The sequence below is a fragment of the Pseudarthrobacter oxydans genome (genome assembly GCF_034258515.1).
GTDB lineage: Bacteria > Actinomycetota > Actinomycetes > Actinomycetales > Micrococcaceae > Arthrobacter.
The window spans coordinates 2,558,510-2,574,186 of record NZ_CP139438.1 but is presented as its reverse complement, the minus strand read 5'-3'; the positions used below and the strand labels follow the sequence as shown (position 1 = coordinate 2,574,186).

Annotated in this window: 15 protein-coding genes; 12 read left to right on the top strand and 3 right to left on the bottom strand. The window is 66.8% G+C overall.

Going from position 1 to position 15,677, the window contains the following annotated elements:
* Positions 1–125: 125 nt before the first annotated feature.
* The 4 genes from SMD14_RS11560 to SMD14_RS11545 all read left to right on the top strand — a co-directional run bounded on the left by SMD14_RS11560 (position 126) and on the right by SMD14_RS11545 (position 4,557).
* A complete protein-coding gene (locus tag SMD14_RS11560) occupies positions 126–1,328 on the top strand; it encodes an ROK family protein (RefSeq protein WP_157243127.1) in 1,203 nt (400 codons plus the stop codon).
* Positions 1,329–1,446: 118 nt separating this feature from the next.
* Positions 1,447–2,799, top strand: a complete 1,353-nt coding sequence (locus SMD14_RS11555; protein ID WP_321213735.1) for an extracellular solute-binding protein — start codon at positions 1,447–1,449, stop codon at positions 2,797–2,799.
* Positions 2,800–2,803: 4 nt separating this feature from the next.
* A complete protein-coding gene (locus SMD14_RS11550; RefSeq protein ID WP_157241978.1) occupies positions 2,804–3,685 on the top strand; it encodes a carbohydrate ABC transporter permease in 882 nt (293 codons plus the stop codon).
* The gene (locus tag SMD14_RS11545) at positions 3,682–4,557 is read left to right on the top strand and encodes a carbohydrate ABC transporter permease (protein ID WP_321213734.1); all 876 of its coding nucleotides are present in this window, start codon (positions 3,682–3,684) and stop codon (positions 4,555–4,557) included. The genes SMD14_RS11550 and SMD14_RS11545 overlap by 4 nt, the downstream gene beginning before the upstream one ends.
* 95 nt (positions 4,558–4,652) lie before the next feature.
* On the opposite strand, the gene SMD14_RS11540 is transcribed toward SMD14_RS11545, so the two are convergent.
* On the bottom strand, positions 4,653–4,856 hold the full coding sequence (locus tag SMD14_RS11540; protein ID WP_157241980.1) for a hypothetical protein: 204 nt from the start codon (positions 4,854–4,856) through the stop codon (positions 4,653–4,655).
* Between the two features lie 139 nt (positions 4,857–4,995).
* Here SMD14_RS11540 and SMD14_RS11535 point away from each other — a divergent pair, with 139 nt between their 5' ends.
* From SMD14_RS11535 to metE, 8 genes are all read left to right on the top strand, one after another.
* Positions 4,996–6,003 carry a MoxR family ATPase gene (locus SMD14_RS11535; RefSeq protein WP_321213733.1) on the top strand — a complete coding sequence of 336 codons (1,008 nt, stop codon included), beginning with the start codon at positions 4,996–4,998 and terminating at the stop codon, positions 6,001–6,003.
* Between the two features lie 6 nt (positions 6,004–6,009).
* A complete protein-coding gene (locus SMD14_RS11530) occupies positions 6,010–6,912 on the top strand; it encodes a DUF58 domain-containing protein (protein ID WP_321213732.1) in 903 nt (300 codons plus the stop codon).
* A complete protein-coding gene (locus SMD14_RS11525) occupies positions 6,902–7,372 on the top strand; it encodes a hypothetical protein (RefSeq protein ID WP_321213731.1) in 471 nt (156 codons plus the stop codon). The genes SMD14_RS11530 and SMD14_RS11525 overlap by 11 nt, the downstream gene beginning before the upstream one ends.
* Entirely contained in the window at positions 7,363–8,394 is a 1,032-nt protein-coding gene (locus tag SMD14_RS11520) for a VWA domain-containing protein (RefSeq protein ID WP_321213730.1), read from the top strand. The genes SMD14_RS11525 and SMD14_RS11520 overlap by 10 nt, the downstream gene beginning before the upstream one ends.
* Positions 8,391–9,536, top strand: a complete 1,146-nt coding sequence (locus tag SMD14_RS11515) for a vWA domain-containing protein (RefSeq protein ID WP_321213729.1) — start codon at positions 8,391–8,393, stop codon at positions 9,534–9,536. Before SMD14_RS11520 ends, SMD14_RS11515 begins: the two co-directional genes overlap by 4 nt.
* Positions 9,533–10,288: a hypothetical protein gene (locus tag SMD14_RS11510; protein ID WP_321213728.1), complete on the top strand. Its 756-nt coding sequence runs from the start codon at positions 9,533–9,535 to the stop codon at positions 10,286–10,288. The genes SMD14_RS11515 and SMD14_RS11510 overlap by 4 nt, the downstream gene beginning before the upstream one ends.
* Before the next feature lie 328 nt (positions 10,289–10,616).
* Positions 10,617–11,576, top strand: coding sequence for a methylenetetrahydrofolate reductase (locus SMD14_RS11505; RefSeq protein WP_157241983.1), 960 nt, complete (start codon positions 10,617–10,619; stop codon positions 11,574–11,576).
* A gap of 111 nt (positions 11,577–11,687) precedes the next feature.
* A complete protein-coding gene (gene metE / locus SMD14_RS11500) occupies positions 11,688–14,027 on the top strand; it encodes a 5-methyltetrahydropteroyltriglutamate--homocysteine S-methyltransferase (protein WP_321213727.1) in 2,340 nt (779 codons plus the stop codon).
* Between the two features lie 83 nt (positions 14,028–14,110).
* Here metE and SMD14_RS11495 read toward each other — a convergent pair whose 3' ends face one another.
* Together SMD14_RS11495 and SMD14_RS11490 are read right to left on the bottom strand one after the other, a co-directional pair.
* A complete protein-coding gene (locus SMD14_RS11495; RefSeq protein ID WP_157241985.1) occupies positions 14,111–14,617 on the bottom strand; it encodes a DUF2004 domain-containing protein in 507 nt (168 codons plus the stop codon).
* A 45-nt stretch (positions 14,618–14,662) separates the two neighbouring features.
* Positions 14,663–15,580, bottom strand: coding sequence for a LysR family transcriptional regulator (locus SMD14_RS11490; protein ID WP_104998187.1), 918 nt, complete (start codon positions 15,578–15,580; stop codon positions 14,663–14,665).
* Between the last annotated feature and the right edge of the window lie 97 nt (positions 15,581–15,677).

Below are 15,677 nucleotides of genomic sequence, written 5' to 3'. Positions count from 1 at the left end.
GGGTCTGTGACCACGCGTAACGTACGATTCAAGCATCACCACAAGTACGTGGCCAAAGACGTTTAGGGGACGCCGTGACTGAGATCCGCCAATCCTCACCGAGGCGCGGAACCAACCTGCCCAAAATGGGGGACTTCAACCTCACGGTGATCCTGGACGCTATCCGAAGGGCTTCCGCCGGGCTGAGCCGGGTGGAGCTGGCCCAGATTGTGGGCCTCTCACCGCAGACCATCTCCAACATCTCCCGGCGCCTCCTTGACCAGAACCTCATCGTGGAGGCGGGCAAGGAAGGCAGCGGACCCGGCAAGCCGCGCACCATCCTGCGGCTCAACCCCGGCGGTGTGTTCGCGCTGGGTGTCCACCTGGATCCCGCTGTCACCACCTTCGTGGTCCTGGATCTGGTGGGCGCAGTGGTGCGGCACTCGAGGATTAAAACCCCCGGCGGCAACGATCCGTCGGCCGTTATTTCCACCATCGCTGAGGAGATCGCCCAGTTGGTGGAGGACTCCGGCGTGGACCGGGAGAGGATCGCCGGACTCGGCGTCGCTGCTCCCGGCCCCATCGACCTTGATAGCGGATCCGTGGTGGATCCGCCCCTGCTCCCCGGCTGGGACCGGGTGGAACTGCGCAGCGCCCTTTCCGAAGCCACGGGCTATTCCGTCCTGATGGACAAGGACGTCACCAGCGCCGCCGTCGCGGAAACGTGGGCCGGCGGCCCCAGCGGCTCCGGCAGCTTCGTCTTCATGTACATGGGCACCGGCATCGGCTGCGGCATTGTCCTCAATGACGAGGTTGTCCGGGGAACTTCCGGAAACGCCGGCGAGATCGGCCATATCGTGGTGGACCCGGACGGACCCCCTTGCGACTGCGGCCTGCGCGGCTGCGTGAAGTCCACCTGCATCCCGCAGGTGTTGGTGGCCGAAGCGGAGGCCGCCGGGATTTTGGACGGCACGCGGTCCGGGAACAGCGGCGCGGAGATCCAGCAAAGCTTTTCCCGGCTGTGCGACCTTGCGGACGAGGGAAACGAACAGGCCCTTGCCATCATCGACAAGTCCGCAGCGCGGGTAGCGCGTGCCGCCTCGGTGGTCACCAACACGCTGGACGTTGAGCGCGTGGTGTTCGGAGGGCCCTTCTGGAGCCGGCTGGCCGGACGCTACCTCGAGAAGATTCCGGCGCTGCTCGAGGCCAACAGCGACACCCGGCTCATCCATCCCATCGAGGTGGTGGGCACCGGGGTAGGAGAGGACGTCGGAGCCATCGGAGCGGCCTCCCTGGTCCTGGAATATACGCTGGCGCCCCGGGCCCAGCGGCTCCTCCTGGAAAGTTGACCGGTGCGCCGCCGGCGGTGCCTTGCCTGGGTCAGGGCGTCCATCTAGCATTTGCTTATTGCCGCGGCTGGGGGCCCGCTGACAACGGGGACCGCAGCCATTGACCGAATGGAGCACCATGCGTCGCCAGTCGCTGAAGACCATGTCCCTCGTCGCTTCGGCAATGATTGTCCTGACGGCGTGCAACCCGGCTGATCCGGCGGGTGCTTCCAAGACCCTGAAGGTGGCTTACCAGAAGACTGACTCCTTCACCGCCCTGGATACCATGCTCCAGGCCGCCAAGCAGGAGTTCGAGGCGGCGAACCAAGGTGTCAAGGTCGAGCTGCAGCCCATCCAGGCGAACGACGACGACTACGGCACCAAACTGGCGCTTGCCCTCCGGTCGCCGTCCACGGCACCGGACGTGTTTTACGAGGACACCTTCAAGGTCCGCTCCGACGTGGACGCCGGTTACCTCCTCAAGCTGGACAGCCACCTTGAGGGCTGGGCGGACTGGGATACGTTCGACGACGGCGCCAAGGCGGCAGGGCGCGCGGACGACGGCGGGACGTACGCGGTGCCGCTGGGCACGGACACCCGCGCCATTTGGTACAACCGGAAGGTCCTGGAAAATGCCGGGATCAGCCTTCCCTGGCAGCCGCGGAGCTGGCAGGACATCCTGGACACCGCCCGGAAGATCAAGGCCAACGACCCCACGGTGATCCCGTTCAACATGTACGCGGGCAAGGGCACCGGCGAGGGCTCTGTGATGCAAAGCTTCTACGAGCTGCTGTACGGGACGGGGTCTGCCCTGTATGACGAAGATGCCGGCAAATGGGTGGTTGGGTCCGCCGGTTTCCGGGACTCGCTGGGATTCCTTGAAACGCTGTATGAAGAGCAACTGGCGGTTTCGCCGGCTGAAGCGCTGGACGCGAATGTCTGGAAAAAGGTCTTTGGTGAATGGTTCCCGAACGCCAAAATGGGGGCCACGGTGGAAGGCTCCTACGCGCCGTCATTCTGGCAGGATGGCGGTTCCTACGAGTGGCCCGGCTACGAGCAGGAGATCGGCGTGGCCCCTTTCCCCACCCAAAACGGCCAGGCGCCCGGTGCCGTGAGCATGTCGGGCGGCTGGACCCTGGCGCTCGGGGCGGGGACGAAGGAACCGGAACTGGCTTTCAACTTCCTCTCAACGGCGCTCAACAAGAAGAATTCGTTGGCCTTCACCGTGGAGAGCTCGCAGATTGCCGTCCGGAAGGACGTGGCTGCCGAGAAGGAGTACCTGGATGCCAACCCGTTCGTCAGGGATGTATCCGAGCTTGTCTCGGTGACCCGGTACCGGCCGGCAACTGCTGACTACCCCCGGATTTCAGCGGCCGTCCAGGAGGCCACGGAAGCCGTCATCACCGGCAACAAATCCCCCCAGGAGGCAGCGGCGGAGTACGACGCCGCCGTGGCCGGGATCGTGGGCGGCGACAACACCGTCCGGAAGTAGCCCGTTGCAGCTACCCGCCACGGCACGGCAACTGTTTCGGTACCTGCCGGTCCTTCCTGCTGTGCTGCTCCTCCTCGTCTTTCTTGCCGGACCCGTGCTCTGGGCCTTCCACGCGTCCCTCACCAACGCCGGCCTGACCGGGCGCAGCGCCCGCAACCCCTTATGGGTGGGGCTGGACAACTACGGCCGGCTGCTGGCGGACCCGGTGTTCCCGCTCTCGCTTTTCCTCACGGTGGTGTTCGTCGGTGGTTCGGCGGTACTGGGCCAGAACCTGCTGGGGCTCGCCCTGGCGGTGTTGATGCGCCGGGCCCGGCCGGTGGTGTCCACGGTCGTTGGCACCACGGTGGTAGCTGCCTGGGTCCTTCCCGAGATCGTTGCTGCCTTTGCCGCCTATGCCTTTTTCAGCGGCGACGGGACGCTGAACCAGCTCCTGGGGAGCCTGGGGCTTGGCCGGCCGGACTGGCTCTACGCCTTTCCCATGGTGGCCGTAACGCTCGCCAACGTGTGGCGGGGAACCGCGTTTTCCATGCTGGTGTACCGTGCGGCACTGAACGATGTTCCGGCCGAGGTGACAGAGGCGGCCCAGATGGACGGCGCGCATGGCTGGCAGCGGCTCGCCTTCATCACGCTGCCGATGATCCGCGGAAGCATCACCACGAACCTGATGCTGATCACGCTGCAGACACTGGCGGTGTTCACGCTGGTGTGGGTGATGACTGCCGGTGGACCGGCCAACGCTAGCACCACGCTTCCTGTCCTGGCCTACCAGGAGGCCTTCAAATTCGGGGACATTGGCTACGGGACAGCGGTCGCCTCGGTGCTTATCCTCATTGGCGCGGTCTTCGGCCTGGTGTACGTCCGGCTGCTCCGGGAACGGAATCCATGAGCGCTCCCGCCAGGACAGCCCGCACGCGTCCGGCCACCACTGGAAGCCGGCAGCGGCGCCGGGCCGGCAGCACTCCGGCTGACGTGGTGCTGCTCCTGATCGGAGCCGGCTTCCTGTTGCCGCTGCTCTGGCTCATCCTGGCGTCCCTCGATGCCGAAGCCGGACATGAACTAAGGATTCCTGCCGAAGCCGGCGCGGACAATTTCGCCGCCGTCCTGACCCCGGAACTGCTGTTCCGGCCACTGTGGAACAGCGTGGTGTTGTCCGGGGGTACGGCCGTCGTGACCCTGGTTGCAGCCGTCCTGGCTGCCTATCCGCTCTCCCGCTACCAGTCCCGGTTCAACCGGCCGTTCATGTACACCGTCCTCTTCGGAACATGCCTGCCCATCACTGCCATCATGGTCCCGGTGTACGGCCTCTTCGTCCAGTTCGAGCTGCTCGACTCGATGCCCGCCACCATCTTCTTCATGGCCACCACCACCCTGCCCATGGCCATCTGGATGACCAAGAACTTCATGGACGGCGTGCCGGCATCGCTGGAGGAAGCCGCCTGGGTGGACGGTGCAACGCGGATGGCTGCGCTCCGAACCATTGTGCTGCCGCTGATGAGGCAGGGGCTGGGCGTGGTGTTCATCTTTGTGTTCATCCAGGCGTGGGGCAACTTCTTTGTGCCGTTCGTGCTGCTCCTGTCCGAGGCACGGCAGCCCGCCGCGGTATCCATCTTCAGTTTCTTCGGACAGCACGGCGCTGTTGCGTACGGCCAGCTGGCCGCGTTCTCCATCCTGTATTCCCTGCCGGTGCTGGTGCTCTACGTCATTGTGGCCAGGGGCGCCGACGGTTCCTTTGCCTTGTCCGGAGCCGTCAGGGGGTAGCCGGGCAGCGCGGTTTCGCATCACCGCCGGCAACGGCTGCAGCCCGGCACGGACCATGGCGGCCCCGCCAAGCGACTTTCCCGACGCAGGAGGAGTCAGTCGATGTCCTCGATGACCACTCCGTATGGCAGGCTTTCGTCCAAGTGCGCCTGGTGGCCTGTGGCTCCGGGATTGTAGATGACCCGGACCCCGTGCAGCTTGTCCGCCGCGGACTGCAGCAGGACAGGCCTGACAGTGCTGATGAACATCTCGCTTTTGTCGGCGAGAAACTCCTTGTAACTGGCTGGAAGCTCGCTCATGTCAAAAGGATAGACCCGGGCGCCCTTGATGGGGAGGGCTCCCCATTGCCGGAAGTGCAGCCCCGTTCTTGGATAGGATGGCGGCGGAGTGCAGCCGGTCCGGCAGCAAAGCCCAGTTCAGCCACCAGGGGGAGTCCGAGTGCTTTCAACCAGCGCGTCCGCAAGAATTGAACCCGCGGAACTGGCCCGGGCGCGGCAGGTTGTGGCGAACATCGCCAGGAGCTTCGAGGCCAAGGTGGTGGGGCAGGCAAGGCTGCGGGAATCACTGCTGGTTGGCCTGCTGACCGGCGGGCACATCCTCCTGGAAAGCGTCCCCGGGCTTGCCAAGACCACCGCCGCGCAGACGGTGGCGGAAGCCGTCAGCGCAGAGTTCCGCCGGATCCAGTGCACCCCGGACCTGCTGCCCAGTGACATCGTGGGGACCCAGATTTACGACGCTGCCAAGGGCACGTTCATCACCCAACTGGGACCGGTGCACGCCAACATTGTCCTCCTGGACGAGATCAACCGTTCCAGCGCGAAAACGCAGAGCGCCATGCTCGAAGCGATGCAGGAACGCCAGACCTCCATCGGCGGCCAGGAATACCGGCTGCCCTCGCCCTTCCTTGTCCTGGCCACCCAGAACCCCATCGAGCAGGAAGGCACGTACCAGTTGCCGGAGGCGCAGATGGACCGGTTTATGCTCAAGGACGTGCTGGACTATCCCTCCCCGGCGGAGGAAGCGGAAATCATCCGGCGCATTGATGCGGGGGTGTACACGCCGGAGCAGGCGCCCCCCGCCGCAGCCTCGCTGGAGGCCGTCACGGCGGTCCAGGAACTCGTCCGGCGCGTCTACGTAGACCCTGCCGTCATCAACTACATCGTGGGGCTGGTCTTCGTCACCCGGAACGCCGGGCAGTACATCGACCCGCGGCTGGCCGGGTTCATCGAGTTCGGTGCCAGCCCCCGGGCCAGCATCGCCTTCAGCCAGGCTGCGCGGGCCGTCGCCCTGCTGAACGGCAGGGACCACGTCATTCCAGAGGACGTCAGAACGCTCGCCCACCGGGTCCTCCGCCACCGCCTGATCCTGAACTTTGACGCTGTGGCGGAAGAGGTACGGGTGGAAACGGTGATTGACGCCGTCGTCGCTGCCGTCCAAACCCCCTAGGCCGGCGTGACCAGCCTCCTGCAGCGGGTGAAGTCCAACATGGCCATCTTCGCGCACCGCAAGGCCCGCGGCATGCTCGACGGCGAATACGGCTCGGTGTTCCGCGGCCGCAGCCTGGACTTCGATGACCTCCGTGCCTACGTTCCCGGCGACGAAGTCCGCGACATCGACTGGAAGGCGTCGGCGCGGCACGGCTCGCCGCTGATCAAACGGTACGTGGCGGTCCGCCGGCAGAGCGTCATCCTGGTCACGGACTCGGGCCGCAACATGGCCGCGGCAGCCTACAGCGGGGAAACCAAGAAGGACATCGCTGTGATGGCGCTGGGGGTCATGGGGTACCTTGCCCACCGGCACGGTGACGTGGTGGGACTGGTGTGCGGCGATTCCGGGGGCACAACGTCACTGCCCGCCAAAGGCGGTGAGGCCCATCTGGAACGCCTCCTGCGGCAGGTGCACTCGGCGGCGACGCTGGACGCTGCGCCCAGCAGGATCGAGGACCAGCTCCACCATGTGGCGCGCAAGGTGAAGGGGCGCAACCTGCTGTTCGTCGTTGCCGACGAACTTGCGGCCAGCCCGGCCTTGGGGCAGTTGCTGCGCCGGCTTCGGGCCCAGCACGAGGTCCTCTGGCTCACGGTCCGGGACGCAGGACTGGCCCCTGGGGACCCGCTCCTTCAGCCGGAGCAGGGCCTGTCTGATTCCTACAGCGTCTGCGGTTCCCGCCCCCTTCTTGCGCACCTTGCCCGGGACCCGGCAGTCGCCGCGGCCTATGCCAACGCCGTGGCAGAACGGGACGCCGGGCGCAGGGCCATGCTGCGCCAGGCCGGGATCACGGAAGGCGAAGTGGCCGGAACCGGGGGCGTGATGACGGCCCTGTTCGCCCTCCTGGAAAGGCACCGACGTGCAGGCTGAACCGGAGTTCTACGGACCGCTGGAGTATGCCCCCGTCTGGGGCTGGGCCGGTGCAGGACTGCTGGTGATGGTTGCCGCCTGGTACGCGTTCGTGTTTGCCGCCACCCGCAAGCCACTGGGCGTGCAGGCCCGCCACCGACCTGCACGCCTGACGGAGCTGGCAGGACTCAAGGCGGCGTACCTGCAGAGGATCGATGACGTGGAACGTGACGCCGCCGCCGGAAAGCGGAGCGCCCGGGACTCCCACCAGGAAATCAGCCTCCTGCTGAGGAAATTCATCCGCGACGCCACCGGAGTGGATGCGCCCCGCATGACCCGGACGGACCTCGCGGAACATCCGCTGCCGGCCGCCGCATCCGCCGTCGGGCAGCTGTATCCGGCCGAGTTCGGTCCCGAGCCCCTTCCCTCCGTCGCAGGCTCCGCGGCCGCGGCACGCAAGGCGGTGCAGGCATGGAACTGATGTGGTGGTGGCTGCTGCCGCTGGCCGCCGTGGCAGCCGGCGCTGCCCTATGGGCTGCCCTGCGGCCGGACAGGACTGCCAACGCACGACGCCGGCCGGTGGCCCATGCGGACCGGCTCACCGTGCTGCCGGAGTACCAGTCAGCCGTGCGGCGGTACCGCCGCTGGCTCGCCGTGGCCGCGCTCGCCTGCGCGTCCCTGCTGGTTTCCACGGCTGTGGCGGCGGCACGGCCCGCCGAGGTGGCCACCATCCGGCCGGAACAGCACAACCGCGACATCATGCTGTGCCTCGACGTTTCGGGCTCCATGAGCGGTGCCGACGCCGCCGTGGTGGACGTCTTCTCGGAACTGGCCGCCGAATTCGACGGCGAACGCATCGGCCTGACCGTTTTTGACAGCACGGCCATCCAGGTTTTTCCGCTGACCGACGACTACGGCTACGCCCGGGAGCAGCTGCAGCTCGCACGGGACGCCTTCAACGGGAAACCCGGCAGTTCCGGATTCCTCGACGGGACGTGGAGCGGCCGGGGCTCCTCCCTGATCGGCGACGGCCTGGCGTCCTGCCTCACCAGCTTCCCGCGCGGGACGGAACAGGCCGGAAACCGGGACACCGGCATCAAGCGCCCATCCGGCCAACCGGCGCGCTCGCGGTCAGTGGTCCTGGCAACGGACAATTTTCTCTCCGGAGACCCCATCATGACCCTCGGGGAAGCGGCCGCCCTTGCCAAGGACAGGGCTGTGCGCGTGTATGCACTGAACCCGGGTGACCTTGACTACGGCCCAGGCAAGGATCAGCCAGGGGAGCAGTTGCGGGCTGCGGCGGAATCCACGGGCGGTGCCTATTACGCCCTGGACAACCCCGAAGCTGTGCCGGGCGTCGTGCGGGGCGTCGAGGAAACGGAAAAGTCGGCTCTTCAGGGCGCGCCGCGGGCGGTCGTCTCGGACGAGCCGGGACTGCCGCTCACCGCGGCCCTCCTCTCCGGGCTGGTCCTCGCCGTCGCCGGCTGGCGGTTGCGGCCATGACCCTGCAACCGATCCTTCCCTGGTGGCTGCTGCTTCCCGTCATGGTGGCGGCCCTCGGGTTCCTGGGATGGCGGCTTTACCGGGGAGCGGGGACTGCTGTGCGGACGGCTGCGGAGCGAAGTGCGGGAGCCAACGTCCGCGCCTGGATGCCCCGAAGCGCACTGGTGCTGCTCCTCCTCGGCGCGGCGCTGCGCCCCGGACTGCCGGGCGGCACGGCCCAGGCAGCCACCGCCGACCTCAACGTGTTTTTTGTGGTGGACACCACCACCAGCATGGTCGCGGAGGACTACGGCAACGCCGGACCCAGGATGGAGGGAGTGCGGCAGGACATCGCGGCCATCGCCGAGGAACTGCCCGGCGCCCGCTTTTCCGTCATCACCTTCGACATCAAAGCCCATGTCCTGATGCCGCTGACCACCGATACCCTGGCGCTGGAAACCATCATCTCTGTGCTGGAGCCGCAGGTCACGGCCTATGCCAAAGGAAGCAGCATCACCGCAGCCCGGAAGGTGCTGGCCGAACGCCTCACCGCGGCCCGGCAGAGCCACCCTGAGCAGCCCCGGCTCGTCTACTACCTTGGCGATGGCGAGCACACCAGCCCGAAGGAACCGGAAGCCCTGGACCTGGCGGATGGCCTGGTGGCCGGGGGAGCAGTGCTGGGCTACGGCACACCGGGCGGCGGAAGGATGCGCGAAAACACCGGGCGGGAAAGCGCCGGGCAGGAGCACCACGGAGGTTCCACGGAAGGCGAGGACGCCCCCTATGTCCAGGACAGCACCGCCGGTGCCGGCGGGGAGGCGCAGCCTCGGGATGCACTGTCCAGGATTGATGAGCCCCGGCTGCGGGAGCTCGCAGGGCAGCTGGGCGTTCCCTATGTCCACCGGTCGTCCGGCGACCCCGTTGCGCCGATGATGCAGGATGCCCGCCCTGCGGTGCCCGAATCCGGGGGCACGCTCGAACGCCCGGGCAGTGACGGATCCCTGGCGGGGCGGACCGAGCTGTACTGGATCCTCGCGGCCGGTGCCTTCGTGCTGGGGTTGGCGGAGGCCATCGTGATTATTCGCCGGCTCCGTGAAGTGCGGGCCCTTGTCCCGGCCTCGGCCGGCCGGCGATCCCAGGATGGAAAGGCGGAGGACAGGTGACGTCCCTCGAGCGCAACGCGGGCAGCCGGCCGGCACGGCGCCGCCGCCTCCTCGCGTGGTCCGCCTTGCCTGTGGTCCTGGCCGTGTGCATCGCCGTCAAACTGCTCAGCCTTGGATTGCTGGGAGGCCGGGCAGCGGACGCCTTCGACGCCGCCGACGCGGCATCCGTCCGGGCCGCCGCGGACGCCCTGCAGCCGGCAAACCTCATCGAACCCCACAAGGCGCCCTTCGCCGCCGGGGATGCCGATGTCCTTGACGGCAATTTCGCCGCGGCGCGCCTCCGCTTCGAGGAAGCGCTGGACCTTGTTCCCCCGGCCCGGTCCGAGTCGGCCGAAGCGTGCGTCATCAGGGTGAACCTGGTCCTGGCCATCGAGCGCCTCGGCGACGAAAAACTGCAGGCAGGAGAACCGGCGCCGGCGGCCGGCCTGTTCAGGGAGGCACTCGCAGCCGTGGAAGCAGCACCGGACGGATGCTTTTCCGAGGGACAGCCCGGCGGGACGGGGGACCGGCTGGCGGGAGCCGACGCACGCCTGCAGGAAAAACTCTCGGCCGCCGGCAACAAGCCGGCGCCGGACGCAGGACCGGCGGAGGACGCACCCGGTGAGGACGGCCAGGCTTCGCCGCTGCAGAGCCAGCTCCAGCAGTTGGAGGATAGCGCCCGGCAGGGCCAGCGCGAACGCAACAGCGGCCGCGAACGGGAGGAATACCTGAGTGACACTGAATATGCGCCCGGCCCGGAGCGCCCCTGGTAGCGCCGGGCGCAACGAACAAAATTCCGAAAAGATCCAAAAGAGGGCGTAAAACTGAGTCTTAATTCGGAGGCCAACTTGAATACGTGCCCGGCCGCTCATAGAGTCTTATACAAGTTACCCCGGTAACGTGTCAGCGATCCTCCGTGTGGAGGGTGTGGGTGCCCCCATGTGGGCCTGACATTTGCTCACGGACAACTTCATTTCAGGGCGTACCAGCCGCGGCTGCGTCCTCGTGGAGTCCTTCCGTGTTCCCCAAACTCAATTCATTGCCGGCCCGCCGTCGCATTTGCCGACAGCAGCCGTCAATGGCCCAAAGCCAAGGACGCAAATGTCGCCACCAAGCCTTATTGAGACGCACCCGAATCTTTCCGACGCCGCTCCGGTGGCGCTTTCCTACGAGCTGTTCCCGCCACGATCGCCGGCAGCCGCGGAAACGCTCTGGACCACCATCAGGGAACTGGAAACCACCGCACCGGACTACGTTTCCGTCACCTACGGTGCCAGCGGCTCCAACCGGGATACCGCCGTCGAGCTCATCAACCGCCTCCTCCTGGAAACCACGCTCCGGCCCCTGGCCCACCTGACCTGCGTGGGCAACACGCCCCAGGAACTTGCGGGAATCATCGGCGAACTGCTGGATACCGGCGTGCGCGGCATCCTTGCCCTCCGCGGCGACCTGCCCAGGGACGGCGGCGAACCGGCCGAAGGGTCGCTGCGCTATGCGCAGGACCTGATCGAACTGATCCGCCGGGTTGAACAGCGCCGGTCCGCCCTGCTCTGCGCCGGGAAGATCGCCGTCGGCGTCGCTGCCTACCCCACCCGGCACCCGGAGTCACCGAGCGAAGCGCACGACGTCGAGGTGCTGCTCGCCAAGCAGCGGTCCGGAGCGGACTTCGCCATCACGCAGGTCTTCTTCCACACGGAGCAGTATGCCGACCTCCTGACGAGGGCACGCCGGGCCGGCGTCACCATCCCGATCATCCCCGGTGTCATGCCGCTCACCAGCCTCCGGCGCCTGAAGCGGCTCGGCGAGCTGACAGGCGTGGAGCCGGCTCCCGAACTGCTGGAACGCATGGCCGCGGCGGACAGCGACGCGGAACGCATGCGGATCGGCGTCAGCGCCACCGTGGACCTTGCCAACGCAGCACTGGAAGCCGGAGCGCCGGGCATCCACCTCTACACCTTCAACGAACACCAAAGTGCCCTGGACGTGCTGGACAAGCTGGCCCTCCCGCGGCGCACCCGCTCCAGCCGCCGCGAAGCCGTGGCCGGCCAGCTCGCCAGCTGAGCCCGCCAAAGCCCAACGTCTTTTAGCTGAACGCTTTTTAGCTGAACACCCTTCAGCCGTGCGCCCTCCAACGGGCCTTCCGCACACATTCCAACTCCCCAGGAGATTCCCATGACTGACATCAACAACGCCACCACGCCCTTTCCCGCTGCTTCCCTGCTGGGATACCCCCGCATCGGCCGCCGCCGCGAACTCAAGAAAGCCGTCGAGGCCTACTGGGCCGGCAAGATCGACGCCGCCGCCCTGGACACCGCCGCCAAGGACATCCAGCTGTCCATCGCCAGGCGCCTGCAGGAACTCGGCCTCACGGAAGCCGCAGCCGTACCGGGCACCTTCTCCTACTACGACCAAGTCCTGGACACCACTGCCCACCTCGGCGCCGTGCCTGCCCGCTTCGGCAAGCTGCTCAACGCCGAGGGACAGCTGGACATCGACGGCTACTTCACCCTTGCCCGCGGCAACAAGGAACAGCAGCCGCTGGAAATGACCAAGTGGTTCGACACCAACTACCACTACCTGGTGCCGGAAATCGGCCCGGAGACCGGGTTCAGCCTGGCCTCCACCGCGAAGGTTGACGAGTTCGCCTTCGCCCTGGCCAACGGCATCGAAACCCGCCCGTACATCGTTGGCCCGGTCACGTACCTGCTGCTGTCCAAGGCTTCCGACGGCGCCCCGGCCGGTTTCGCGCCGCTGTCCCGCCTCGAGGACATCCTGCCCGTCTACGTCCAGCTGCTCGAGAAGCTCGCCGCCGCCGGCGCCAGCTGGGTCCAGCTGGACGAACCCGCACTCGTCGTTGACCAGGACACCCCGGCCGTCGAAATCGAAGCAGCCGTGGCCCGCGCCTACGAGGTCCTCACCGCTGCAGCGAACCGCCCGCAGATCCTCGTCTCCACCCCGTACGGTTCGCTCGACGGCCAGCTCGGCACCCTCGCAGCCACCAACATCGACGCCCTGCACATTGACGTCTTCAAGGGCGCCGTTCCTTCCGCCGCGGCACTCGCCGGGCTGGGCAGCAAGACCCTGGTTGCCGGCGTCGTTGACGGCCACAACATCTGGCGCAACGACCTCGCCGCTTCGGCTGCCAAGCTGGACGCCCTGAAGGGAGCTGCAGGCAAGGTCACTGTCTCCACCTCCACTTCCACGCAGCACGTGCCGCATGACGTTGCCGAGGAGACGCAGCTCTCCGAACAGCTGCGCAGCTGGCTGGCGTTCTCCGACCAGAAGGCGGTTGAGGTCAGGACCCTCGCGTCATACCTGGCCGACCCCGCTTCCGCGAAGGCCGCCATTGACGAGGCAACAGCAGTGATTGCTTCCCGCGCCACCGCCGCAGGGGTCCGTCGCGACGACGTCCGCGCCCGCACGGAAGCACTGACCGCCGCCGACTTCAACCGCTCCGAGTACTCGGTCCGCGAAGCCGCCCAGGAAGAGGCCCTGCACCTGCCGCCGCTGCCGACCACCACCATCGGCTCGTTCCCGCAGACCTCCGAAATCCGCTCGGCCCGCGCCCGCAACAACAAGGGCGACCTCACCAACGAGCAGTACGAGCAGCTCATGAAGGACGAGATCAAGCGCGTTGTGGAGTTGCAGGAAGAGCTCGGCTACGACGTCCTGGTGCACGGGGAGCCCGAGCGCAACGACATGGTCCAGTACTTCGCAGAGAACCTCGAAGGCTTCGACGTCACGGTCCACGGCTGGGTCCAGTCCTACGGCTCCCGCTGCACCCGTCCGTCCATCCTCTGGGGCGACGTCACCCGCAGCGCCCCCATCACGGTGGCCTGGGCCGAGTACGCGCAGTCCCTGACCAACAAGCCGATGAAGGGCATGCTCACCGGTCCGGTCACCATTCTCGCCTGGTCCTTCGTCCGCGATGACCAGCCGCTGGGCGAGACCGCCAACCAGGTTGGCCTGGCGCTTCGCGACGAGATCGCTGACCTCGAAGCAGCCGGCATCAAGGTCATCCAGGTGGACGAGCCCGCCCTGCGCGAACTCCTCCCGCTGCGCAAGGCAGACCACGCAGCGTACCTGGACTGGTCCGTGAACTCGTTCCGCCTCTCCACCGCGGGGGCTGCCGACGCCACCCAGATCCACACCCACCTGTGCTACTCCGAATTCGGCGCCATCATCGACGCCATCGACGGACTGGACGCCGACGTGACCTCCATTGAGGCCGCCCGTTCACGCATGGAGGTTGTCCACGACCTCGAGTCCCACGGCTTCGGCCGCGGCGTGGGTCCGGGCGTCTACGACATCCACTCGCCGCGCGTGCCGGGTGAGGGTGAAGTCACCGAGCTGCTGGCCACCGCCGTCAAGCACGTTCCGTCCCGCCAGCTGTGGGTCAACCCGGACTGCGGCCTGAAGACCCGGGGCTACGCCGAGACCGAAGAGTCCCTGCGCAACCTGGTCAAGGCAACCCAGGCAGTCCGCGCCGGCCTGCTGGAGTCAGCGAAGTAAGTACATAAAGAACGACGTCGGCTGGTCACTTCAGGTGACCTGCCGACGTCGTTCTTTTGTTTGATGGTCGGGCCCGTCGAAACCTAGGACTCCCACACAATTTCGTCGTCCACCACGCCGTCTTCGTCGGCGGAGGCCACCAGCACCTCGTCGGTGAAATGCTCACCCAGGGTGAAGTCCAGGACGAAGTAGCGTTCGGGCTGTCCGGGGTAGATGCCCACGTGGCCGAGTTTCAGGGCCTTCAGGAACACCTCGTTGGTGAGCTGGCTGCGGTCTGATATTCCGAAGACCTTCTGCAGGTGCTCATCCTTGAGGGCGTTGCAGTGGAAGTGCAGGTACTCCTGCGGGCTGGTGCCTTCCTGCTCCAGTTCTTCCGCGATCATGTCCCGGACCTCGTCCACGAGCTCGGGCAGGAACCGCAGGCGGTAGTCCACCTTGTGCAGCGCGGCCTCGTCGAAGTGGTCGTGGGCGGTCACGTTCAGGTCGAGTTCCAGCGGGTGGCCGCGCAGTTCATGCTTCGCGGCGATCAAGTGATCCCTGCCGTGGTTGAGCTCAATCTCTCCAAAGTGCCGGCTCGCTACCTTGCTCATAGTTTCAACATAGACCCGAACAGCGGTGCATTCCAGCGTTCGGGCCTAATTCACCGCGGTGCGCATCCCGGCGAGCGTCTCGGCCAGGAGGTCGACGAACAGCTGGACCCGGGCGGTCTTCCGCTCATTGATCAGGAGCGCAAAGACGTTCCGGGCCAGCCGGATTTCGGGAACGTCCAGCACCACCACGCCCGCCGGCTTGTTCCGCAGCGCGAGTTCCGGCACCAAAGCCGCGCCCAGCCCCGCGGCGGCCATCTCCAGGCTCGCGTGGAAATCGTCACTGTGCGCCACCACCCGCGGATGCAGGTTGCAGCCGGCGAACAGTCGCTCAATCACCATGGCGTCGCTGGTGCCCGGGTGGTGCATGATCCACGGCATCTCGGAGAGATGGTCAGCCGCCACCTTGGCATCGGAGCGGAAGCCCCATCCGGCGGGCAGCACCACCCGGAAGTCGTCGTCGCCGATCCATTGCCGGTTGATCGTGTTCGGCCACGCAAAACCGGTCTGGCCCACCTGGAACACAACGGCGAGGTCCAGGTCACCGCCGGTGCGCAGCCCCTGGATGGTCTGCCCGGGTTCAGCCACGGACACCTTCAGGTCGATGCCCAGGTTCTTCCACGACGGGTTCTTCAGGATCCGTGGCAGGACATAGGTGGCCAGGCTGGGAAAGATCCCCAGCCTTAGTTCCTGGCTGGCTGAATCCTGCGTCCTGGAAGCAGCGGCCATCAGGGCTTCAATGTCCGTGAGGACCTTGGCAGCGTGGCGGGTCATGACGACGGCGGCTTCCGTGGGCACCACGCGGCGCGCCGAGCGCTGGAACAGGACGACGCCGGTGTCGCGTTCCAGGGCGGACATCTGCTGGGAGACGGCCGAGGCCGTGTAGCCCAGGGTTGCCGCTGCGGCTGCGAATGAACCGAGCCGGGTGACCTCCAGGAGGGTCTTCAGGTGTACCGGGTTTACCACCCGCCCACAGTACTCCGCCGGCACCCGCCGAAAAAACTGCCGCCCATCCCACCCATCCGCAGGGCACCTGGCGCCGAATTGCCCTCTGCATACCCAG